At 72.1% G+C, this 21,131-nt stretch carries 15 protein-coding genes; 7 read left to right on the top strand and 8 right to left on the bottom strand.

All coding sequences use genetic code 11. From position 1 onward, the window contains the following. On the bottom strand, nucleotides 1-625 hold a 625-nt coding region (locus tag M8H82_RS26175), incomplete at its 3' end, for a helix-turn-helix transcriptional regulator (protein ID WP_374211697.1). A 221-nt stretch (nucleotides 626-846) separates the two neighbouring features. On the opposite strand from M8H82_RS26175, the gene M8H82_RS26180 reads away from it, so the two are divergent. Together M8H82_RS26180 and M8H82_RS26185 are read left to right on the top strand one after the other, a co-directional pair. Then, nucleotides 847-1,533, top strand: coding sequence for a hypothetical protein (locus tag M8H82_RS26180; RefSeq protein WP_250077496.1), 687 nt, complete (start codon nucleotides 847-849; stop codon nucleotides 1,531-1,533). 176 nt (nucleotides 1,534-1,709) lie between these two features. Next, nucleotides 1,710-2,486, top strand: a complete 777-nt coding sequence (locus tag M8H82_RS26185; protein WP_250077497.1) for a hypothetical protein — start codon at nucleotides 1,710-1,712, stop codon at nucleotides 2,484-2,486. Nucleotides 2,487-2,569: 83 nt separating this feature from the next. Here the strand turns inward: M8H82_RS26185 and M8H82_RS26190 are convergent, their stop codons facing one another. Then, nucleotides 2,570-3,340, bottom strand: a complete 771-nt coding sequence (locus M8H82_RS26190) for an HNH endonuclease family protein (protein WP_250077595.1) — start codon at nucleotides 3,338-3,340, stop codon at nucleotides 2,570-2,572. A gap of 141 nt (nucleotides 3,341-3,481) precedes the next feature. Here M8H82_RS26190 and M8H82_RS26195 point away from each other — a divergent pair, with 141 nt between their 5' ends. After that, entirely contained in the window at nucleotides 3,482-3,667 is a 186-nt protein-coding gene (locus M8H82_RS26195; RefSeq protein WP_250077498.1) for an Rv0909 family putative TA system antitoxin, read from the top strand. 245 nt (nucleotides 3,668-3,912) lie between these two features. Here the strand turns inward: M8H82_RS26195 and M8H82_RS26200 are convergent, their stop codons facing one another. Next, nucleotides 3,913-4,803, bottom strand: coding sequence for a hypothetical protein (locus M8H82_RS26200; RefSeq protein WP_250077499.1), 891 nt, complete (start codon nucleotides 4,801-4,803; stop codon nucleotides 3,913-3,915). Between the two features lie 110 nt (nucleotides 4,804-4,913). Here M8H82_RS26200 and M8H82_RS26205 point away from each other — a divergent pair, with 110 nt between their 5' ends. Next, a complete protein-coding gene (locus M8H82_RS26205; protein ID WP_250077500.1) occupies nucleotides 4,914-5,504 on the top strand; it encodes a TetR/AcrR family transcriptional regulator in 591 nt (196 codons plus the stop codon). Nucleotides 5,505-5,845: 341 nt separating this feature from the next. Here M8H82_RS26205 and mfd read toward each other — a convergent pair whose 3' ends face one another. The 3 genes from mfd to M8H82_RS26220 form a co-directional block, all read right to left on the bottom strand. Next, nucleotides 5,846-9,379 (bottom strand): transcription-repair coupling factor, encoded by a 3,534-nt coding sequence (gene mfd, locus M8H82_RS26210; protein ID WP_250077501.1) that lies wholly within the window; start codon nucleotides 9,377-9,379, stop codon nucleotides 5,846-5,848. Nucleotides 9,380-9,678: 299 nt separating this feature from the next. Next, entirely contained in the window at nucleotides 9,679-12,258 is a 2,580-nt protein-coding gene (locus tag M8H82_RS26215) for an ABC transporter permease (RefSeq protein WP_250077502.1), read from the bottom strand. Next, entirely contained in the window at nucleotides 12,255-13,043 is a 789-nt protein-coding gene (locus M8H82_RS26220) for an ABC transporter ATP-binding protein (protein WP_250077503.1), read from the bottom strand. Before M8H82_RS26220 ends, M8H82_RS26215 begins: the two co-directional genes overlap by 4 nt. A gap of 369 nt (nucleotides 13,044-13,412) precedes the next feature. Between M8H82_RS26220 and M8H82_RS26225 the strand changes: the two genes are divergently transcribed. The 3 genes from M8H82_RS26225 (at nucleotide 13,413) to M8H82_RS26235 (ending at nucleotide 17,223) form a co-directional block, all read left to right on the top strand. After that, entirely contained in the window at nucleotides 13,413-14,927 is a 1,515-nt protein-coding gene (locus M8H82_RS26225; protein ID WP_250077504.1) for an MFS transporter, read from the top strand. 254 nt (nucleotides 14,928-15,181) lie between these two features. Then, on the top strand, nucleotides 15,182-15,613 hold the full coding sequence (locus tag M8H82_RS26230) for a DUF485 domain-containing protein (protein ID WP_250077505.1): 432 nt from the start codon (nucleotides 15,182-15,184) through the stop codon (nucleotides 15,611-15,613). Continuing rightward, a complete protein-coding gene (locus M8H82_RS26235; protein WP_250077506.1) occupies nucleotides 15,610-17,223 on the top strand; it encodes a cation acetate symporter in 1,614 nt (537 codons plus the stop codon). The genes M8H82_RS26230 and M8H82_RS26235 overlap by 4 nt, the downstream gene beginning before the upstream one ends. A 48-nt stretch (nucleotides 17,224-17,271) precedes the next feature. On the opposite strand, the gene M8H82_RS26240 is transcribed toward M8H82_RS26235, so the two are convergent. Together M8H82_RS26240 and M8H82_RS26245 are read right to left on the bottom strand one after the other, a co-directional pair. Beyond that, nucleotides 17,272-18,159 (bottom strand): cellulose-binding protein, encoded by an 888-nt coding sequence (locus tag M8H82_RS26240; protein ID WP_250077507.1) that lies wholly within the window; start codon nucleotides 18,157-18,159, stop codon nucleotides 17,272-17,274. Between the two features lie 225 nt (nucleotides 18,160-18,384). Beyond that, complete coding sequence (locus M8H82_RS26245) at nucleotides 18,385-21,126, bottom strand: SUKH-4 family immunity protein (RefSeq protein WP_250077508.1); 2,742 nt, start codon at nucleotides 21,124-21,126, stop codon at nucleotides 18,385-18,387. Nucleotides 21,127-21,131: the final 5 nt, after the last annotated feature.

Below are 21,131 nucleotides of genomic sequence, written 5' to 3' on the forward strand. Positions count from 1 at the left end.
CCGGTGCCGAGGGGGCCGCCGGTGCCGAGGGCGTGTTCACGATGACCGACGGGTTCACAGGGCTCTGTTCGCCAGCAGCAGCGTCCGGCCCCGTCCAGCCGACGGAGTTCACAGTGCCAGGCGCGTTCACCGCACCAGGCCGGTCCACAGCCGAACGCGAGTTCACACCACCCAGCGAGTTCACACCACCCGGCGAGTTCACATTCGCCGCCCCCCTGCGCGCCGACGTCACCCCGAACCGCGGCGCGAGTACCTGCTCCAACGCCCCCGGCAGCATCGCCGCGAGCCGTTCGTCGGATCCGGCGCTCACCTCCAGCCAGAGCGTGGGCCGGTCGTGAATGAGCAGGAGCACGCACCCCGCGTGCGTCAGGGCGGTCACGGGACCCTCGGGGTGCCCGGCGAGGTGCTGCCAGACCCGCTCGCGCAGCGGCACTTCGGCGAGTTTCCCCTGACGGCGGAGCCAGGCCTCCACCTCGGCGAGCGCGAAGGACGGGCTGGTCTCGGTGCCCCCCACCGGCTTGGGGAAGTCGGCGTGCCGACGCCGCCAGTTGCTGACGGCGGCCCGGCCGACGCCCGCCAGCCGGGCGATTCCGGCCGCGGTCACCTCTGTCGCATTGTCCTGCACCGCCTGGCTCCCCTCGCCCGCCCGATGTCGCCCGCGCCCACTCCGCGACGCACTCTGTGACACCGAGCATACCGACGCATGCAAGAGCGGGTTATTCACGGGCGTGTACACATGACCATCCGTGAACCGTGTTGACTCGGTTCACAGCCTCTGCTCTTATTGACCCATCGAACGAGCAACCGCCGGTGGAGGCGGTCGCCGCTCAGGGGAGGGGAACAGCCATGGGCATGAAGGGCAAGATCACGCTGGGCGCCGTCGTGGGGATCGTCGTGATCGGCGCCGTGTCGGCGAACGCCGGCAGTGACGGCGACGGCGGCGGTTCCGGCGACAACGGCTCTTCGGCGTCCGCGGACCGCAGCACCGGCGGCGACAAGAAGAAGACGGACACGGAGGAAGCCGCCGAGAAGAAGGTTGCGTTCGGGGGAGACGGCGACTTCGAGGTCGGTACCGACATCAAGCCCGGCACCTACCGCACCACCGGCAACACCGATGGCATGTGCTACTGGGAGCGGGCCAAGGACTCGTCCGGCGAGATGGACTCGCTGCTGGCCAACGACAATGTGACCGGCACCGGTTACGTCACCGTCAAGGCCACCGACAAGCTCTTCTCGTCCAGCGACTGCGGTGACTGGGAGGCCGTCGACGAGAAGGCGAAGGGCTCCCCGGCGTCGAAGATGACCGGCGACGCGGGCATGCTCAGAGTCGGCGTCGACATCGCCCCCGGGACCTACAAGTCCACCGGCAACACCGACGACTCCTGCTACTGGGAGCGCGCCAAGGACGCCGGCCACTCCCTCGACTCGATCATCGCCAACAACAACGTGACCGGCACGGCCGTCGTCACCATCAGCGCCTCGGACGGCTACTTCAAGACGTCCGGCTGCCAGGACTGGAAGAAGTCCGCCTGAAGTCCGCCTGACCTCGCCACGCGGGGCGCGGCCCTCCCCCGGCACCTCAGCGGCACCTCAGCCGCTCGCCCACGGCACCGCCACGCCCCGCGCGCGTCGCCGCCCCTCCCCGAGGGCGGCCCATTCACCAACTCATTCAGCGCCTCCGCGCGCTATGTCTTCACCGAGGAATCACCATGCGTCGCACCGCACGTGCCGCTCTCTGCCTCACCGCCGTCGCCACCCTGGCCGTCACCGGCTGCCAGGGCGAGGACAAGTCGGAGGGCAAGGCCAAGGACAAGGCCGCCGGCTCCAGCGAGCCGAAGGAAGCGTTCGCCGGTCTGACCGGCGGGGAGATAGTCGAGCGGGCGGCGAAGGCCACCCGCGGCGCCGACTCGTTGCGGATCAAGGGCGACATCCCCGACGAGGAGAGCGGCGGCACCATCAGCATGGACATGGCCCTCAACCAGAAGGGCGACTGCGCCGGTCACATGAGCATGGACGGCGAGGGCAGAGCCGATCTGATCAAGAACGGCAGCACCGTCTACATGAAGTACGACGAGGCCTTCCTTCGCGGCCAGAGCGAGGGCGAACCCGAAGCGGAGACCGACGCGGCGGTCGGGATGCTGGCCGGCAAGTGGACCAAGATGTCCGCCACGGGCGAGGGGTCGGAGGACCTCGCCGCCTTCTGCGACCTGGACGCCCTGCTCGGTGACGCCACCGACGGGAAGTCGGACGCGACCCGCGGCAAGACCACCACGGTCGACGGCACGCCCGCGATCACCCTCCACGAGAAGGACGGCAAGGACAGCTTCACGCTCTACGTCGCCACCGAGGGCGAGCCGTATGTGCTCAAGCTCGTCAGCACCAGCCCCTCGGAGCCCGGCTCGCTCTCCTTCAGCGACTACGGCAAGCCGGTCCCGACGGACAAGCCCACCGGCGACATCATCGACCTGGACGCACTCGGCGCCTGAGCCGCGGGGGCGGCGCCGCGGACGGCGCCCCTCTCAGCCCCCGGACAGCCGTCAGCCCTCGGACAGTCGGCACCGCACAGCCGTCAGCCCCCGCACTGCCGCAGCATCATCTGTTTGTCGGGCGGGGTCACGGGCAGCTCGTACTTCAGCGAGACCTGGGCGAAGCGCACCGCGTAGGAGCAGCGGATCTGCTTGTTCGGGGGGAGCCAGGCGGCGGGACCCGAGTCGCCCTTGGAGCTGTTGGTGCGGCCGTCGACGGGCATCAGGTTCAGCGGGTCGTTGGCGATGGCCTGGCGTTTGCCCTCGGTCCAGCGGGCGGCGCCCATCTGCCAGTCGTAGGAGAGCGGCATGACGTGGTCGACCTGGACCTCCATGGCACGGGACTTGGTCCATTCGATCGTCCGGCCCGTGTACGGGTCGTCCAGCCGCATCGACATCACCACGCAGTCCGAGCCGGACCGGAAGCGCAGGTCCTCGCCGTCGCGCTGGAGGAGGTCGTTGCGGGTGTCGCAGCCGTTGCGGGCGAAGGGGATGTCGCCCGGTGCCGAGTCCATCCAGGCGTAACCGAACTCGTCCCGGTCGTACCCGGTCCTGGGGCCCCGGCCCTTGGTCGCCACCTTCTCGATCAGGGCCCGTGCCTCGGCCCGGTCGGCGTCGGAGGTGAGGGCGGCCAGGCCCGGTTCCGTGCCGTCGGGGTTGTCGAGGGGGCTGACCGAACGGCCCGAGCCGGCGCCCTGGGCCGAGCCGGAGGCGGCGTCGTCCAGGGGCAGTTCCTCCAGGTCGTCGCAGCCCGTGAGTACGAGCACCATGCCGAGCACCGCGGCCGACAGCGCCGCCCCGCCCCTCCGACGCATCACGGTGCGCCCCTCCCCTGCGTGCCGGTTTCCTGCCTCCACCGTAGCCGCCGAGAGGTCCAGACCATACCGGCCGAAAATGCGCATTCGTCACATCATCGGCGTATCGTCGGTTCTGAGTCTCTCCGGAAGGAGCTCTGGATGGGCATCCTCGACAGATTCAAGGGCAACCGCGGCGCGCAGGACAAGGCAAAGGGCATGTCCGACACCGCGGAGAAGAAGGTCAACGACAAGACGGGCAACAAGTACGAGAGCCACGTCGACGACGCGCAGAGCAGAGGCGAAGGCGCGCTCGGCATGGACCGCGACAGGCCCGACCAGCCGTAAGACCGGAGACCCACGGAGGTCGTGAAGCCGTCGTAAGGCTCGCCCTGCCGGGGCGTGTTCAGGCGGCTCCCTGCACCATCCTGAAAAGAGAAGCCGTCCGCGGAGACCCACCACCCGCGGGCGGCTTCGCCTTTCCGGCGCCGCTCCCGGGACCGGGCCTCACCGGACCCCATTCCCCGGGCCCCGCCTCCCCGGGACCCCCATTCCGGCTCCCGCTCCCTCGACGCCCACTCCTCCCGGAACCCTCAGACCTTGCCTATCCCCAGCGTCGTCTCCGAGGGCAGCAGGCCCGAGGAGAGGGCCGCGACCCAGAACTCGCCCAGCAGGCCGGTGAGTCGGTCGATGTCCTGGGGCGCCAGCGCACGCCACGGGTCGGTGGCGAGGCGGTCGGTGTCCTCCTCCACGCCGCGGCGCAGGTGGTGCCCCGCCTCGGTGGCGGTGCCGTCGGCGTGCAACAGGCCCCGTGCGACCAGGCGTTCGCGGGCTGCCGCCCACTCCTGCGCGCTCCAGCCCCGGCTCTCGAAGCGCTCGACGGACGCGGCGCCTATCGCGGCGAAGGACACGAGCGACTCGACCGGGTCCAGGCCGGCCACGAGGAGAGCGGCGAGGTGGCCGTCGCCGCGGTGCTCCCGCAGGATCGTCGCCGCCTGCCACATCTGCAGGTGGGGCTGCTCGGGCCAGTCCAGTGCGGCATTGGCCGCGGCGAGCGGGCGGCCCGCCGTGTTCACGGCCTCGGCAGCACGCCGGGCGAGGGCGGCTGCCTCCGCCAGCTCCGGGCTGTCGGTGCGGTCGCCGAATATCGCCCGGTAGGCCCGGTCCATGCCCCGCAGTCGCGCCGCCAGCACGTCCTCGGGGCTCGCGATCCGCCAAGCCGGGCCGATGTGCTCGGCGACCATACGGGGGTTGAAGCTGTAGAAGGCGGAGGCCACCCGTTCGTCGCCGACCGTGCCCAAGGGCGCCGCCCGGATGGGGAAGTAGCTCGCCCAGCGCTCCCCGGTGCCGTACCCGAGCGCGGCGGCCTCCTCCAAGACCTCCGGCGCGTAATACAGCACGGCGTGCAGCGGCTCCAGCAGATGCCAGAGCTGACGTACCCGCGCCGGCTCGACACCACCGGCCGTTTCCTCGTGTGCCGCCATGACGACTCCCCCTCACGCCCCGCAACCGCCGACCCCACAACTTGACACCGACAAGATTGCCCGACCCTCCCGAACTTGTCAATGCCTAGATTCCGCGTACGCTGCTGAGCATGACCCCCGCACCGCCCAGGAAGCCCGCCGAACGCCCGTACCACCACGGCGACCTGCGCCGGGCGATCCTCACCGCCGCGCTCGACGTCATCGCCGCCGACGGCCCCTCAGCGCTGAGCCTGCGCGATCTCGCCCGCCGCGCCGGTGTCTCGCACGCCGCTCCGGCGCACCACTTCAAGGACCGCACCGGGCTGCTCACCGCCGTGGCGGCCGAAGGTTTCGGCCTGCTCGCGGCCACCCTCTCCGAGGCCACGGATCTGAAGGACTCGGGCGTGCGCTACGTACGCTTCGCGCGCGACCACCCGGCGCATTTCCAGGTGATGTTCACCCCCGGGCTGCTGCGCGCCGACGACCTGGAACTCACCGCCGCCCGCGCGCTGGCCGGCGACGCCCTGCGCGGGGCCGTCGCCGCCGTGCGGTCCGAGGAACTCGGCCTGGACCCCCGCCTCGCCGGCGTCGCCGCCTGGTCCCTGGCCCACGGCTTCGCCACGCTGCTCCTCGGCCACAACCTGGACGGCCCCGTGGGCGACCAGGACCCGGAGGAGGTGTTCCGGGCCCTGGCGGCGATGCTGTTCCGCCGCGACTCCTGAACCGCTCCCCCGTCAGCCCGCCATGCGGCCGGAAGCGGCCCCGCGGAGCCACGACCGCCCGACAAACACGCTGCCGGCGCGCCCCGCGCACCGCTACGGCCGCACCTCCCCCACCACTCCGGCCGCACCACCCCCACAACTACGGCCGCACCCCACGCACCGCTACGGCCGCACCACCCCCACGGATACAGCCGCACCCCGCGCACCACTACGCCCGCGCCAACGCCTCACTACGCCCGCACCGAGCACACCGAGCACACCAACCGCCCGACCACACCGATCGCCCGACCACACCAGCGGCCGGCAGCACCGCCCCACCACACCACGGCACCACCGCACCACTACGACCCCATGATCGACGCCAGGAACTCCCCGACCCACCCCAGCAGTTCCCGCCCGACCAGCGGCTTCCCGCCCACCTTCGCCGTCTTCGGGCGCGGCACCAGCACCTGGTGCACCGACGGCTTGATCACACTGCCCGGGTACAACCGCTTCAGCCGCAGCTCCTGCGACTCCCGCAACTCCACCGGCGCGAAGCGGATGTTGGTGCCCTGGAGGACGATCTCGCCGACGCCGCACGCGCGGGCGAGCATGCGCAGACCCGCCACCAGCAGCAGGTTCTCCACCGGCTCGGGCAACTTGCCGTAACGGTCGACGAGTTCCTCGCGTACGGCCTTGATGTCCTCCTCCGTGTTGGCGGAGGCGATCGCGCGGTAGGCCTGCAAGCGGAGGCGCTCGCCGGGGGCGTAGTCGTGCGGGACGTGCGCGTCGACCGGAAGTTCGATCTTGACTTCCAGCGGCGCTTCCTCCTCCACACCGCCCTCCAGGGAGGCCCGGTAGTCCGCCACCGCCTCGCCGACCATCCGGACGTACAGGTCGAAGCCGACGCCCGCGATGTGCCCGGACTGCTCGCCGCCGAGGAGGTTGCCCGCGCCGCGGATCTCCAGGTCCTTCATCGCCACGTACATGCCCGCGCCCATCTCCGTGTGCTGGGCGATCGTCGCCAGCCGCTCGTGGGCCGTCTCCGTCAGCGGCTTCTCCGGCGGGTACAGGAAGTAGGCGTAACCGCGCTCGCGGCCGCGGCCGACCCGGCCGCGCAGCTGGTGCAGCTGGGAGAGGCCGAAGTTGTCGCCGCGCTCCACGATCAGCGTGTTGGCGTTGGAGATGTCGATGCCCGACTCGACGATCGTCGTCGACACGAGCACGTCGAACTTCTTCTCCCAGAAGTCCACCACCACCTGCTCCAGCGCAGTCTCCGACATCTGGCCGTGGGCGATCGCGATGCGCGCCTCGGGGACGATGTCCCGGAGGCGGGCCGCCGCCCGGTCGATGGACTCCACCCGGTTGTGGATGTAGAAGACCTGGCCCTCGCGCAGGAGTTCGCGGCGGATCGCGGCGCCGATCTGCCTCTCCTCGTAGGGCCCGACGAAGGTCAGCACCGGGTGCCGCTCCTCCGGCGGGGTGGTGATCGTGGACATCTCGCGGATGCCCGTGACGGCCATTTCCAGGGTTCTGGGGATCGGCGTGGCGGACATGGTCAGGACGTCCACGTTCGCGCGCAGCTTCTTCAGCTGCTCCTTGTGCTCGACGCCGAAGCGCTGCTCCTCGTCGACGATGACCAGGCCGAGGTCCTTGAACTTCGTCTCCGACGAGAACAGCCGGTGGGTGCCGATGACGACGTCCACGGAACCGTCCGTCAGCCCTTCCAGGACCGCCTTCGCCTCGGTGTCCGTCTGGAAGCGGCTGAGCGCCCGCACATTGACCGGGAACTGGGAGTACCGCTCGGAGAACGTCCCGAAGTGCTGCTGCACCAGCAGCGTCGTCGGCACCAGCACCGCCACCTGCTTGCCGTCCTGGACGGCCTTGAAGGCGGCCCGGACCGCGATCTCGGTCTTGCCGTAGCCGACGTCGCCGCAGACCAGGCGGTCCATGGGGATCGACTTCTCCATGTCCTCCTTGACCTCGGCGATGGTGGTGAGCTGGTCGGGGGTCTCGGCGTAGGGGAAGGCGTCCTCCAACTCGCGCTGCCAGGGCGTGTCGGAGGCGAAGGCGTGGCCGGGGGCCGCCATGCGGGCGCTGTACAGCTTGATCAGGTCGGCCGCGATCTCCTTGACGGCCTTCTTCGCGCGCGCCTTGGTCTTCGTCCAGTCCGCGCCGCCCAGGCGGTGCAGGGTAGGCGCCTCGCCGCCGACGTACTTGGTGATCTGCTCCAGCTGGTCGGTGGGGATGTAGAGCCGGTCACCGGGCTGGCCGCGCTTGGCGGGGGCGTACTCCACGACGAGGTACTCGCGCGTGGCGCCCTGCACGGTCCGCTGGACCATCTCGATGTAGCGGCCGACGCCGTGCTGCTCGTGGACGATGTAGTCGCCGGCCTCCAGGGTCAGCGGGTCGATGGTCTTGCGGCGGCGCGCGGGCATGCGCGCGCCGTCCTTGCCGGCCGCCTTCTGGCCGGACAGGTCGGTCTCGGTCAGGACGGCGAGCTTCAGCGCCGGGTCGACGAAGCCGTAGTCGATCGAGCCGCACGCCACGTGCACGACGGAGGGGCTCAGAGCGGTCAGGTCGGAGTCCAGGCGGGCGGCGATGCCCTCGCCGCCGAGCACCTCGACCGTGCGGGCCGCGGGGCCGTGGGCCTCGGTGACGTAGACGGCGCGCCAGCCGTCGGCGAGCCAGCCCTTGGTGTCGGCGAGCGCCTTGGCGGTGTCCCCGCGGTATGTCTCGGGGGCGTGCATGCCGAGCTTGAGGGTGTCGGCCTCTTCGAGGGCGTCGTCCGCGGCGAACGGCGACACCGACCACCACATCATGTCCAGCTCGCGCGCGTGGTCGCGGACGTCCGCGATGGACCACAGGGAGGCCGCGCCGACGTCGATGGGCGCCTCGCCGCCGCCCGCCGTGGCCGCCCAGGACGCCTGGAGGAACTCCTGGGAGGTCGCCACGAGATCGGCGGCACGCGTGCGTACCCGTTCCGGATCGCACACCAGGGCCATCGAGCCCTTGGGCAGCACGTCCAGCAGCAGCTCCATGTCGTCCACCAGGACCGGAGCCAGGGACTCCATGCCCTCCACGGCGATCCCCTCGGCGATCTTGCCGAGCAGTTCGCCGAGCTCCGGGTGCTGTTCGGCGAGGGCACGCGCGCGTGTGCGGACGTCCTCGGTGAGCAGCAGCTCGCGGCAGGGCGGCGCCCACAGGCCGTGCGCGGCGACCTCCAGGGACCGCTGGTCGGCGACCTTGAAGTAGCGGATCTCCTCGACGTCGTCGCCCCAGAACTCGATGCGCAGGGGGTGTTCCTCGGTGGGCGGGAACACATCGAGGATGCCGCCCCGCACGGCGAACTCGCCGCGCTTCTCGACCAGCTCGACGCGGGCGTACGCGGCGCCGGCGAGGGCCTCGACGATGGTGTTCAGGTCCGCGGTCTGGCCGGTGCGCAGGGCCACCGGTTCCAGGTCGCCGAGGCCCTTGACCTGCGGCTGGAGCACCGAGCGGACCGGGGCCACGACGACGGAGACCGGGCCGGTCTCGGGGTCGTCGGGGCGGGGGTGGGCCAGGCGCCGCAGGACGGCGAGGCGGCGGCCGACGGTGTCGCTGCGGGGGCTGAGCCGCTCGTGCGGCAGCGTCTCCCAGGAGGGGTACTCCACGACGCCCTCCGGGGGGAGGAGGGAGCGCAGGGCGGCCGCCAGGTCCTCGGCCTCCCGGCCCGTCGCCGTCACCGCGAGCACGGGGCGGCCGGCCTCGCGGGCCAGCGCGGCGATCGCGAAGGGGCGGGCCGCCGGGGGGCCGACGAGGTCGACGTGCATGCGGGTGCCGTCGGTGGCCGCGGTGATCGCTTCCGCGAGGGCGGTGTCCTTGACGACGGCGTCGAGCAGACCGTGCAGGCTCATGGGGAGGGAGCTTCCGTCCGAGGGGTGGGGCAACGCGAAAGGGCCCGACTCGTCGTACGGGCCGGGGGTCTCCAGCGTACGTCGCTGCGCTGACAGCTGCCGGGGCTGTGGACAACCGGAGGGACCCCCGGGACAACCGGAGGGACCCCCGGGACAACCGGAGGGACCCCTGGGGCGGGCCGGGGGCACACAGGCCGGTGCCGGGAAGCCCCCCAAGGCTTCCCGGCACCGGTTCCCCCGCAACCCCCGTGTGCGGTGGCTCTTCGACCCGACCTCTACTCGGTCGCGACCGCCGTCCCCTACTCGGTCGCGATCGCGTTCAGCACGTTCATCCGGCCCGCCCGGAACGCCGGGATCAGGGCCGCGAACAGGCCCACGAAGGCCGAGCCGATGAAGACGCCGCCGATGGTGCCCCAGGGGATCTCCAGGACCTTCAGGCCCTCCAGGGCGAGCAGCTGCTGGGCCGTCGCGCCCCAGCCCATGCCGAGGCCGAGGCCGAGCAGGGCGCCGAAGAGGGCGATGACCACCGACTCCATGCGGATCATGCGGCGCAGCTGGCGGCGGGAGAGGCCGATGGCGCGCATCAGGCCGATCTCGCGGGTCCGCTCCACCACCGACAGGGCCAGGGTGTTCACGACACCGAGGATCGCAACGATGATCGCGAGGGCCAGCAGGCCGTAGATCATGTTGAGCAGCTGGCCGATCTGGTCCTTCAGGGCTTCCTTGTAGTCGGTCTGGTCGCGCACGGTGTACTGCGGGTAGTCGTGCAGCGCCGACTTCAGGGACTTGTACGCGGCGTCCTGCTGCCCGTCCTTCGCCGAGGCGAAGACCAGCTGGTCGAGCGGCATCTTGTCGGCCGGTACATACTTCGCGAGCGTGGTGATGGCGATGTACTTGGAGCCGGCGTCGATGACGACGTCGCTGCTGGTGATCGCCCGGACCGTCAGGTCGGCCGTGGCGCCGTCCTTGAAGGCCACCTCGATCTTCGAGCCGAGCTCGACGTCGTGGTCCTTGGCGAACTTCTCGTCGACGGACATCGAGTCGGGCTTGTAGGCGTCGGCGAGGCTGCCGGCGACCGTCTCGGTGCGCAGGTCCTCGGCGTACGTCGGGTCGGCCGCGGTGATGTCGGTGTTCTTGAGCGTCTTGCCGTCGGGGGTGGTGTAGTCCACCTCGGCGATCTTGTACTGGGTGACGTGCTCGAGGCCCGGGGTCGCCTTGGCCGCCTTCACGGCCTCGGGGGTGACCAGCTGGCCGCTGTCGGACTGGATGATGAAGTCCGTGCCGACGGTCTTGTCGAGCTGGTCGGTCGCCGAGGCGACCATCGAGGAGCCGACCACCGACAGGCAGGCGACCAGCGCGAGGCCGATCATCAGGGCGGCGCCGGTGGCTCCCGTACGGCGCGGGTTGCGCAGCGCGTTGCGCTCGGCCATGCGGCCGACGGGGCCGAACATCCGCAGGACCAGGGCGCCCAGGACCCGCACCACCCCGCCCGCCAGGAGCGGGCCGATCACGACGAAGCCGATCAGCGTCAGGACGATGCCGAGGCCGAGCCAGAGCGAGCCCTCCTTGGCCTTGTCGGCGGAGGCGGCGAGGTAGAGGCCGTAGCCGCCGCCCGCGGTGAGCAGCGTGCCCAGGACGGCCCGCACCCGGCCCGCCTTGGCGTCCGCCGGGGCCCCCGCGTCCCGCAGGGCGGCCATCGGGGAGACCTTGCCCGCGCGGCGGGCCGGCAGATAGGCGGCGAGGACGGTGACGACCACGCCGAGGACCAGGCCGATGGCCGGGGTGGTCCAGACGATCGTCAGGTCCGAGGTGGACAGCTCCATGCCCATGGAGCCCATCAGTTTCATCAGGCCGATCGCGAGCCCGACGCCCGCGCCGACGCCCAGCAGCGAGCCGACCGTGCCCAGCAGCAGCGCCTCCACCAGCACCGACCGGTTGACCTGCTTGCGGCTGGAGCCGATGGCCCGCATCAGGCCGATCTCGCGGGTGCGCTGGGCGACCAGCATCGAGAAGGTGTTGATGATCAGGAAGATGCCGACGAGGAAGGCGATCCCGGCGAAGCCGAGCATCGCGTACTTCATGACGTTCATGAAGCCCGCGACGTCCTGCTGGTTGGCGTCGGCGGTCTCCTTGGCCGTCTGCACCTTGTAGTCGCCGCCGGTCGCGGCGAGCACGTTCTTCTTCAGCTGCGCGTCGCTGACGCCGCTGGCCGCCGTGACGTTGACGTTCGTGTAGACGTCCGGCTCACCGGCGAGCGTCCGCTGGGCGGTCGCGGTGTCCAGGTAGAAGATCGCCGCGCCGGGGTTGGTGACCTCGAAGTCGGCGATGCCGGAGATCTTCGCGGTGTGGGTGCCGACGGCGCTGATCACGCCGATCTCGTCACCGAGCCGCAGGTCGTGCTTGTCCATGGTGTCGGCGTCCACCATGACCTGGTCGGGGCCCTTCGGCGCCGCACCGGAGGTGATCTCCATGGTGCGGGCGTCGTTGCTGTTCCAGCTGCCGACGATGGTCGGGGCGCCGCTGGAGGGCGAGAGGCTGTCCTTGTCGCCGTCGACGACGGTCACGGAGGTGGAGAAGACGGTGCCCTCCGCCGACTTCACGCCCTCGGCGCCGCGCACCTTCTCCACCACGGTGGCCGGCATGACCGGCGGCTTGCCGTTGTCGGCGGTGGTCTCACCGGTGTCGGAGGCTTCCTTGGAGCTGACCGTCACATCGGAGGAGGTGGCGGCGAACAACTTGTCGAAGGTGGTGTTCATGGTGTCGGTGAACACCAGGGTTCCGCAGACGAAGGCCACCGACAGCATGACCGCCACGGCCGACAGGGCCATCCGGCCCTTGTGCGCGAAGAAGTTACGCATCGAGGTTCTGAGCACGGTCATGACGTACGCCCCCGGGCGTCGAAGTCCTTCATGCGGTCCAGGACGGCCTCGGCGGTCGGCTTGAACATCTCGTCGACGATGCGGCCGTCGGCGAGGTAGAGCACCCGGTCCGCGTAGGAGGCGGCCACCGGGTCGTGCGTGACCATCACGATGGTCTGCCCGAGCTCGTCCACGGAACGGCGCAGGAAGCCGAGGACCTCGGCGCCCGCGCGTGAGTCGAGGTTTCCGGTCGGCTCGTCACCGAAGATGATCTCGGGGCGGGCGGCCAGCGCCCGGGCCACGGCGACACGCTGCTGCTGTCCGCCGGAGAGCTGAGTGGGCCGGTGCTTGAGCCGGTCGGAAAGACCCACGGTGTCCACCACGCGGGAGAGCCACTGCTTGTCGGGCTTGCGCCCGGCGATGTCCATCGGCAGCGTGATGTTCTCGAGCGCGTTCAGCGTGGGCAGCAGGTTGTACGCCTGGAAGATGAAGCCGATCCGGTCCCGGCGCAGCTGGGTGAGCTTCTTGTCCTTCAGCCCGGTGATCTCGGTCTCGTCCAGGTAGATCTGACCACTGGTCACGGTGTCGAGACCGGCAAGGCAGTGCATGAGGGTGGACTTGCCGGAGCCCGAGGGGCCCATGATCGCGGTGAACTGTCCCCGCGCGATGTCCACGTCCACATGGTCCAGGGCGACGACCCGGGTCTCCCCGGACCCGTAGGCCTTCACGACCTGGCGCGCCCGGGCGGCAACGGCCGTACGCCCTCCAGTGCCCCCGTGCCTGGGAATGGTTACGGCCGATGTCATGGTGAATCTCCTATGCAGGTCAACAAGTGCGGCGTGCGAAGCGGTACGACCATGAGTCTGGTCGCGGAAGGGGTCGTGGCGCGCTGGTGCCCAGCGCAGTCTTTTGCGGGGGAAAACCCCACCCCCGCGAGGCCGGTCAGCCGCCCCCCGACGGCGTAAAGCCAGGTTAAGGACCGGACCGGGGCCCCTTCGTCCTCCGCCGGGACGAACCCTCCCCGACCCCTGGTACGGAGGTACCCCTAGGGGCAGTGCACCTTTGGGCGGAGTCGTTCTCGGGGTCGCCTCCTCCCTCAGGCTCATCCCTGCCGCGACGTGAGGTTCAAGTGGGATGCTGTCGGGCGGCAGATAGGTGCAAGGGGAAGGCATCCTGTGAGCGGCGAGACGAGACCTGCGACCCGCGACGGCGCTCAGCGCACCGGGACCGAACGCCGCGGTGCGGTCGTGGCCGCCCTGATGCTGGCCATGGCGCTGGCCGCGCTGGACTCCACCATCGTCTCCACCGCCGTCCCGCAGATCGTCGGCGATCTCGGCGGCTTCTCCTACTTCTCCTGGCTCTTCTCCGGCTACCTGCTGGCCGTGACGGTCAGCCTGCCCGTCTACGGCAAGCTCTCCGACACCTTCGGCCGTAAGCCGGTGCTGGTGGCGGGCGCCGCCGTGTTCCTGCTCGGCTCACTGCTGTGCGCGCTCGCCTGGAACATGGGGGCGCTGATCGCGTTCCGGATCGTGCAGGGCCTCGGCGGGGGCGCACTGCAGGGGACGGTCCAGACGCTCGCCGCCGATCTGTACCCGCTCAAGGAGCGCCCCAGGATCCAGGCCAGGCTGTCCACGGTGTGGGCGGTGTCCGCGGTGGCCGGCCCCGGTGTGGGCGGCCTGCTGGCGGCGTACGCGGACTGGCGGTGGATCTTCCTCGTCAACCTGCCCGTCGGGGCGGTGGCGTTGTGGCTGATCGTGCGTCACCTGCACGAGCCGGACCGGAAGGCGTCCGGCGCGCAGGAACGCAAGACACGCGCGCGGGTCGACTGGGCGGGCGCGGTCGCGGTGTTCGCGTGCGGCGGCGTCCTGCTGACCGCGCTGGTCCAGGGCGGGGTGGCCTGGCCCTGGCTGTCGGCGCCCTCGATCGCCCTGCTGGCCACGGGAGGGGCGCTCGTGGCGGTCGTCGTCCTGGTCGAGCGCCGGGCCGCGGAGCCGATCATCCCGGGCTGGGTCTGGCGCCGCCGTACGATTGCCGCGGTCAACCTCGCCCTCGGCGCGCTCGGCCTGCTGATGGTCGCCCCGACCGTCTTCCTGCCCACCTACGCCCAGTCGGTGCTCGGCCTCGGCCCCGTGGCCGCCGGATTCGTGCTGTCGGTGTGGACGCTGAGCTGGCCGGTGTCGGCCGCCCTCAGCCAGCACGTCTACCGCAGGATCGGCTTCCGGGACACCGCGCTGCTCGGGATGGCGGCCGCGGCGCTGATCCTGTTCGCCTTCCCGTTCCTGCCGTACCCGGGCCAGGCCTGGCAACCGACGCTGCTGATGCTGCTGCTCGGGGGCGCGCTCGGGCTCTTCCAGCTGCCGCTGATCGTGGGCGTCCAGTCGACGGTGGGCTGGTCGGAGCGGGGCACCACCACGGCCTCCGTGCTGTTCTGCCGGCAGACCGGCCAGACGCTGGGCGCGGCGGCCTTCGGCGCCGTCGCCAACGGTGTCCTCGCAACCCGCCTCGGCGGCGCGAGCGACCTGGACTCGGTCACCGGCGCCCTCGGCCCGGGGGCGGCGACGGAGGCGACGCGGCACGCCATCGCGGACGCGGTGCACGCGGTGTACCTGGGGGCGGCCTGCGCGGCGGCGCTGGCGTTCCTGGTGCTGCTGTTCCTGGCGCCGCGGAAGTTCCCGGTGCTCGGGGACTGAGCGGGCCCGGCCCCGGTCGCGGGGTGAGGCCGGAGCGCGCGCCACAGCAGTCGGCGCTCTCGAAAAGTCGGAGTTAATCGGGGTAACACCCGAGGTCAGAGGCGTCGAAGCGGAAGTAAGCGCATACCGACCACTCAGTTTGCCGAAAGCCTCGCGGATCTTGCTACCACCGAGTAGCGTGCGTCACCCGCTCGACCGCCCCCCACCTCCCTGCGGTCCGCACCGGACCCGAGCCGCCACGCAAGGAGTACGGGATGTCCCCCGACTCGTATCCGCCGTACCCGCACCAGCCCCAGCAGCCGTATGCCGGCTACCCCTGGCAGCCGTCGGCCCCCGCCGGCCCCCCGCAGCACCGCGCCCAGCGCCACCCCGCGCTCGGCCACCACAGCGATCTGCGCATCCTGCGCAGCGCCTACCGCTGGCAGCGGCGCACCGCCACCCTCACCGCGCTCGGCTACTTCGTGCTGTTCCTGATCCTGTCGGCGACCGCGCCGTCCTTCATGACGAGCACCGTCACCGAGGGCCTGCCCACCGGACTGCTGCTCGCCCTGATCCAGCTCCCCGTCACCTGGCTGGCGATCGCGCTGTACGAGCACACCGCGCGCCGTTACGTCGACCCGCTCGCGGACCGCATCCGCAAGCAGGCCGCGGTGGACGCCCGGCGCGAGGAGGCGTCGCACCGATGACCACGCAGTTCAGCGGCGACGCACAGGCGATGTCCCTGGTGGCGTTCTCCGCCGTCGCCACCATCACCCTGCTGCTGTGCGTGATGACCGGCCCCGACCGGGACGACCTCGACGAGTTCTACACCGGCTACGGCTCCCTGTCCGCCATGCGCAACGGCCTGGCCATAGGCGGCGACTACATATCCGCCGCGACCGTGCTCGGCACCACCGGCGTCATCGCCCTCTACGGCTACGACGGCATCGTCCTCGCCCTCAGCACGGCGCTGTCGCTGATGCTGCTGATGTTCCTGCTGGCCGAACCACTGCGCAACGCGGGCCGGTTCACCATGGGCGACGCCCTCGCCCGCCGGATGCCCGGGCGCAGCGTGCGGATCGCCGCGTGCGTGGTGACGATCGCCGCGCTGGTGCCGCTGATGGTGGTCCAGCTGGCCGGCACCGGGCAGCTGATGGCGTTCATCCTCGGCTTCTCCAACGACTCGCTGAAGACGGGCTGCATCATCGGCCTCGGCGCCCTGATGATCAGCTACGCGGCGATCGGCGGCATGAAGGGCACCGCCCTCATCCAGATCCTGAAGATGGTGATGCTGCTCGGCTCCGGCGCCGTGGTCGCCGTCCTGGTGCTGAGCAAGTTCGACTGGAACCCGGCCACCCTGTTCGACGCCGCCGCCAAGGGAAGCGGGGTGGGTTCCGCCTTCCTCAACTCCGGGCTGCAGTTCTCCGGCGGGCCGCATCCGGGCCTCGACATGGTCAGTTCCCAGCTGGCCGTCGTCCTCGGCGGCGCCTGTCTGCCGCACGTCACCATGCGCATGTACACCGCCAACAGCGCCCGCCAGGTCCGCCGTTCGATGTCCTGGGCGGTGTCCACGGTCGTGCTGTTCGTGCTGGTCATCACCGTCGTCGGCTTCGGCGCGACCGCGCTGATCGGGCGGGCGGTGATCGCCGGGGCCGACCCGCAGGGCAACACCGCCTATCTGCTCGGCTCGCAGGCCGCGTTCGGGGCCGAGGTCTCCGCCGCGGAGACGTTCCTGTTCACCACGGTCACCACGGCGATCTTCCTGACGGTGCTCGCCTCGGTCGCCGGAATGATCCTCGCCTGCGCCAACACCCTCGCCCACGACGTCTTCGCCACCCGTCTGCGGGAGCTGTCGGGGCGCCGCGAGATGATGCTCGCGCGGCTGTCCGCGCTGGCGGTCGGAGCGCCGGCGATCCTCTTCGCCACGATGGTGCAGCACCGCAGTCTGCAGCCGCTGGTGACGCTGTCGTTCTGCCTCGGCGCCTCGGCCATCGCTCCCGCGCTGGTCTACAGCCTCTTCTGGCGCCGGTACACCCGCACCGGCCTGCTGGCCACGCTGATCGGCGGTTCGCTGGTGGTGCTGCTGATGATGCCGGGCACCAACCTGGTCTCCGGATCGCCCTTCTCCGCCTTCCCCGAGGCCGACTTCAACTGGTTCCCGTTCACCACGACCGGCCTGGTCTCCATCCCCGCGGGATTCCTGTTCGGCTGGCTGGGCACGGTGGCCTCGGGACGCCGCAAGGCCGAGGAGCAACGGCATCAGTACGAGGCCGTGGAGGGCTGGATCCTGGCGGGCGCGGTACGCCGCCAGGGGTGACGGAACCGGCCCGGGGGCGCCCGCGACCTGCGGCGGGCGCTCCCCCGGTCACTCCGCCGCGGCCCGGCCCGTCAGCGTGATCAGGCTGGCTCGTACGTGATCCATGTGGGCGCGTACGTCGTCCCAGCGCTCCCCGTGCTCGCGCAGCACGCGCTCGGTCTCGCTCGCGATCCGCTCCTCGCGCACCCGCGCCCCCGCGATCATCTCGGCGGCCCGGGCCCGCGCCTCCTCCTGACTGCGCCGCCCCGCCGCCTCCGCATCGGCGAGCGCCTGCTTCGCGTCGGAGAGCGCGGCCTCCGCGCGGGCCACCCGCTCGGCGTTGCGGGCGTCGGCCGCGGCGGCCCGCTCCTCGGCCTCGCGCTCGAACGCGGCCAGCCGTTCGGCATACTCCCTGGCCTGCTCGGTGAGCAGGGCGGTAGTGCGCTGCCGCACCTCGCGCAGGGCGCCCAGCGCCTCGCCGCGGCACTCCTTGACCTCGCGCCGGGCGGTGATCCGGATCTCGTCCGCCTCGGCGCGCGCCGCGAGCAGCCGCTGACGCGCACGCTCCTCCGCCTCGGCGCGCACGGAGTCGGCGTGCTCCTGCGCCGCGCCCTGCACGCTGTCCGCGTGCGCCCGCGCATCCTCCGTGAGGCGCCGCGCCTCCTGGCGAGCGCCCTCCCGCACCGCGGCGGCCTCCTCGGCACCGAGTTCGAACAGGCGCCGCGCGCGCTCCCCGAGGGCCTCGTACGTCTGGGGCGCGAGGCGGGCCACCGTCTCCCGCATCCGTACCGCCTCGGCCTCCATGTCCCTGGCGAGCACGGTCAGCCGGGCGGCGCGCTCCCACGCGTCGTCCCGGTCCTGGGAGAGGGCGGCGGCATACGCGTCGACCTGTTCGGGACGGTAACCACGCCCCCGTACGGCCACGAAGCCGTGGGGCGGGACCGGTGTGCCGCTCATGCGGGAACCCCTCTCCATCAGACGGACGCAACATCATGATTTCGCGGCCATCTTCATGTATCAGAAAGAAAGGTACATAACGCGACACTCCGGTCATGGGTCACGCGCCGTCCGGGTCATGCACGTCCGGGGTACGAAGAAGCCGGTCCCGGTACGAAGAAGCCGGGCCCGGTCGTCCTGACCGGGCCCGGCGTGCACGCGTGCGTGCCGCTCAGCGGCGGTGCGTCACAGCAGGCCGTCCCACATCTGCTCCAGCAGGACCGACCACCAGCTCTCCGGCGAACCGAGCGCCGCCGGGTCCAGCGCGGCCAGCTGCGCCTGGAAGTCGACGGTCCAGCGGCCCGCCTGCTCCTGGTTCAGCCCGAACCGCAGCCGCCACATCCGGCCGAGCAGCCCAAGGCAGCGCTGGAACTCGGGCAGCCCGGTGTTCACGAACTGCGGCGGCACGGGCGCCCCGCCCGGACCGGCCTCCACCGGCACGGCGACGATGTTCGCCGTCCCGTACTGGACGCAGATCGCCCGGCCGAAGTCGCTGCCCATCACCAGGTAGGAGCCCGCGTCCGCGGCCGGCTGCACCCCGCGCTCGATCGCCAGCTCCGCCAGTGTCGGCACCGGCCGCCCCGGCTGGGCCTGGGCCCAGAAGAAGGGGCCCATGTCCATCGGCAGCCCCGCCGCGACCAGGCTGTGCGCCACGATCGGCGGCACGCCCTGCCGGGACACGGCGGCCTGCTCGAACCGGAACACCCCCGGCCCGAACGCCGCCGCCAGCTCCTGCCCGATCGCCTCCGGCGGCACCGGCGGCGCGGGCTGCACCTGCGGCAGCGGCGCCCGCACCGGCGCGGGCCGCGCGGGGCCGTCCGCAACCTGGTGCAACTCGCCCTGGTGCGCCAGCAGTTGCCGCATCCCCTGCTGCCGGCTCGCGTGATCCGTGCCGTACGGCGCGATGCTCGCGATCCGCGCCTGCGGCCACTGCTCCCGGATCATCCGCGCGCAGTACGCGCCCGGCAGTTCGCACGACTCCAGCTCGGTGTGCAGCTCCAGCACCTGGTCCGGCGGCACGTTCAGGGCGCGCAGCTCGTGGAAGATCTGCCACTCCGGGTGCGGCGTGCCCGGCGCCGACCGCCGGATCAGCTGCTGCTCGGAACCGTCCTGCGCGCGGTACCGCAGCACGGCCTGATACCCCGGGCCCACGGTCGGCTGACCGGTGGGCTGCTGCGGATAGCCGTACGCCGGGGGCTGCTGCCCCGGCATGGGCATCGGCATGGGCATGGGCTGACCGGGCGGGGGCATGGCTCCGGGCGGCATCGCGCCGGGCGGCATCGGCGGCCGGACAGCACCCGACGCCATGCCGGGGGCACCCGGAGCACCAGGGGCGCCGGGGGCGTGCGGCGGCGGGGGCGCGCCAGGGCCGCCCACCGGGGGCGCCGACAGCACGGTCTCCGCGTGGTGCACGGCACCGCGCCCAGCGCCGGGGGCGCCGGGCATGCCGGGGGCGCCCGGAGGCTGCGGGGCGCCCGGGACTCCGGGGGCACCGGGCGGGTTCGGCATCCCCGGGGCGCTCGGCGCACCGGGCGGACCCGGAGGCTGCGGCACACCGGCGCCCCCGCCCATCTGACTCGGGTCGGCCAGCATCGTGGCCGCGTGGTGCACACCGCCCGGAGGCGTCCCGCCGGGCGCACCCGGAGCACCGGGAGGCTGCGGCGCGCCCGGACCAGCCGGACCGGCCGGGCCGCCGGGGCCCTCGGGACCCAGCGCGGACACCATCTGCGTCGGCACGTACCCGCCCGCGGGCGTACCCGGCGCACCGGGGCCGGACGGCGCGGGCGGCGGCGTGGCGCCGGGGCGCGCACCCGGCGCTCCCGGAGCGCTCGGCGGAGGCGGCGGAGTCGCCCCGGGCCGTCCCGCACGACGCGGCGGAGGCGCCGCCTTGCTCGTCGCGGCGTCGGCGATGTCCCCGGCGTTCGGCGCGAGCGGCCGGCCCGGCCCGGTGTCGGGCGCGGCGGACGGGCCGCCCTGCTGATAACCGGAGGAAGGCGCGGCGGAGGGGGGCGGAGGCGTGGCACCCGGAGCGGGCGTACCGCCGGGCGCGGCCGAGTCGTCGAGCGCCAGCGCCACCGCGGTCCGCGGCAACTGGCTGCCCCCCGACATCAACGCCGTCTTCGCGTCCGGCACCGCCGGCGGCGGCGTGCTGTCGTCCACCTCGTTCAGCTGCGGCGCGAACACGGTCGCGGGCAGCGGTACGGAACGGTCCTCACCGGCGTCCGCGTTGGTGTCCGTACCGGCCCAGGGAGTAGCCCCGGCAGGCGCACCGCCCGCCCCGGCATCCGGCCAGGCCGTACCCCCACCGGGCGCCCCGGCCTGCGTCTCCGGCAAGGACCCTGCACCGGACCCCGCCGGCGCATCGGCCGCCCCGGCATCCGGCCAAGCCGCACCCGGCCCCCCGGCCTGCGTCTCCGGCAGAGAACCGGCACCAGACCCAGCACCGGACCCGGCACTCACACCGGACCCGGCACTGGATTCGGCCGACGCCCCCGACCCGGCCGACGCCGCGGACCCCGCACCGGCACCCGAGGTGTCCCCACTCCGGCGGCCGGGAATCCCCAGCTGATCCGCCGCCTCCTGCAACCACTCCGGAGGAGTCAGCAGGAAGGACGTCTGGTTCAGATCCACCCGCGCCGAAGCCGGCGCCGGTTCCGGGGCCTCGTCCGGACGGCCGTACTCCTCCTCGTAGCGGCGGATCACCTCGCCCACCGGCAGCGCGGGCCACAGGCTCGCCTCACCGCTGTCCCGGGCGATCACCAGCCGCTGCGCCCCGCCGTCCGAACGCGGCCCGTCCGAGCGGTCCTCGGCCCAGACGACGAAGCCCAGCTCGAACTCCCGCACCCGCACCTCCCGGTGCTGGTACGCGGGCACATCACCGTTGACCCACTCCTCCGCGCGCTCCTGCGCCTGAGCGAACGTCACCATCGCGA

It is taken from the genome of Streptomyces sp. YS415 (assembly GCF_023544665.1).
Classification (GTDB): Bacteria; Actinomycetota; Actinomycetes; order Streptomycetales; family Streptomycetaceae; genus Streptomyces.

Coding starts and splice junctions, on each gene's coding strand:
- M8H82_RS26230 (WP_250077505.1), top strand. CDS start 15,182: ATGTCCCCCGACTCGTATCCGCCGTACCCGCACCAGCCCCAGCAGCCG.
- M8H82_RS26220 (WP_250077503.1), bottom strand. CDS start 13,043: ATGACATCGGCCGTAACCATTCCCAGGCACGGGGGCACTGGAGGGCGT.
- M8H82_RS26190 (WP_250077595.1), bottom strand. CDS start 3,340: ATGCGTCGGAGGGGCGGGGCGGCGCTGTCGGCCGCGGTGCTCGGCATG.
- mfd (WP_250077501.1), bottom strand. CDS start 9,379: ATGAGCCTGCACGGTCTGCTCGACGCCGTCGTCAAGGACACCGCCCTC.
- M8H82_RS26215 (WP_250077502.1), bottom strand. CDS start 12,258: ATGACCGTGCTCAGAACCTCGATGCGTAACTTCTTCGCGCACAAGGGC.
- M8H82_RS26205 (WP_250077500.1), top strand. CDS start 4,914: ATGACCCCCGCACCGCCCAGGAAGCCCGCCGAACGCCCGTACCACCAC.
- M8H82_RS26240 (WP_250077507.1), bottom strand. CDS start 18,159: ATGAGCGGCACACCGGTCCCGCCCCACGGCTTCGTGGCCGTACGGGGG.
- M8H82_RS26195 (WP_250077498.1), top strand. CDS start 3,482: ATGGGCATCCTCGACAGATTCAAGGGCAACCGCGGCGCGCAGGACAAG.
- M8H82_RS26245 (WP_250077508.1), bottom strand. CDS start 21,126: ATGGTGACGTTCGCTCAGGCGCAGGAGCGCGCGGAGGAGTGGGTCAAC.
- M8H82_RS26235 (WP_250077506.1), top strand. CDS start 15,610: ATGACCACGCAGTTCAGCGGCGACGCACAGGCGATGTCCCTGGTGGCG.
- M8H82_RS26185 (WP_250077497.1), top strand. CDS start 1,710: ATGCGTCGCACCGCACGTGCCGCTCTCTGCCTCACCGCCGTCGCCACC.
- M8H82_RS26180 (WP_250077496.1), top strand. CDS start 847: ATGGGCATGAAGGGCAAGATCACGCTGGGCGCCGTCGTGGGGATCGTC.
- M8H82_RS26200 (WP_250077499.1), bottom strand. CDS start 4,803: ATGGCGGCACACGAGGAAACGGCCGGTGGTGTCGAGCCGGCGCGGGTA.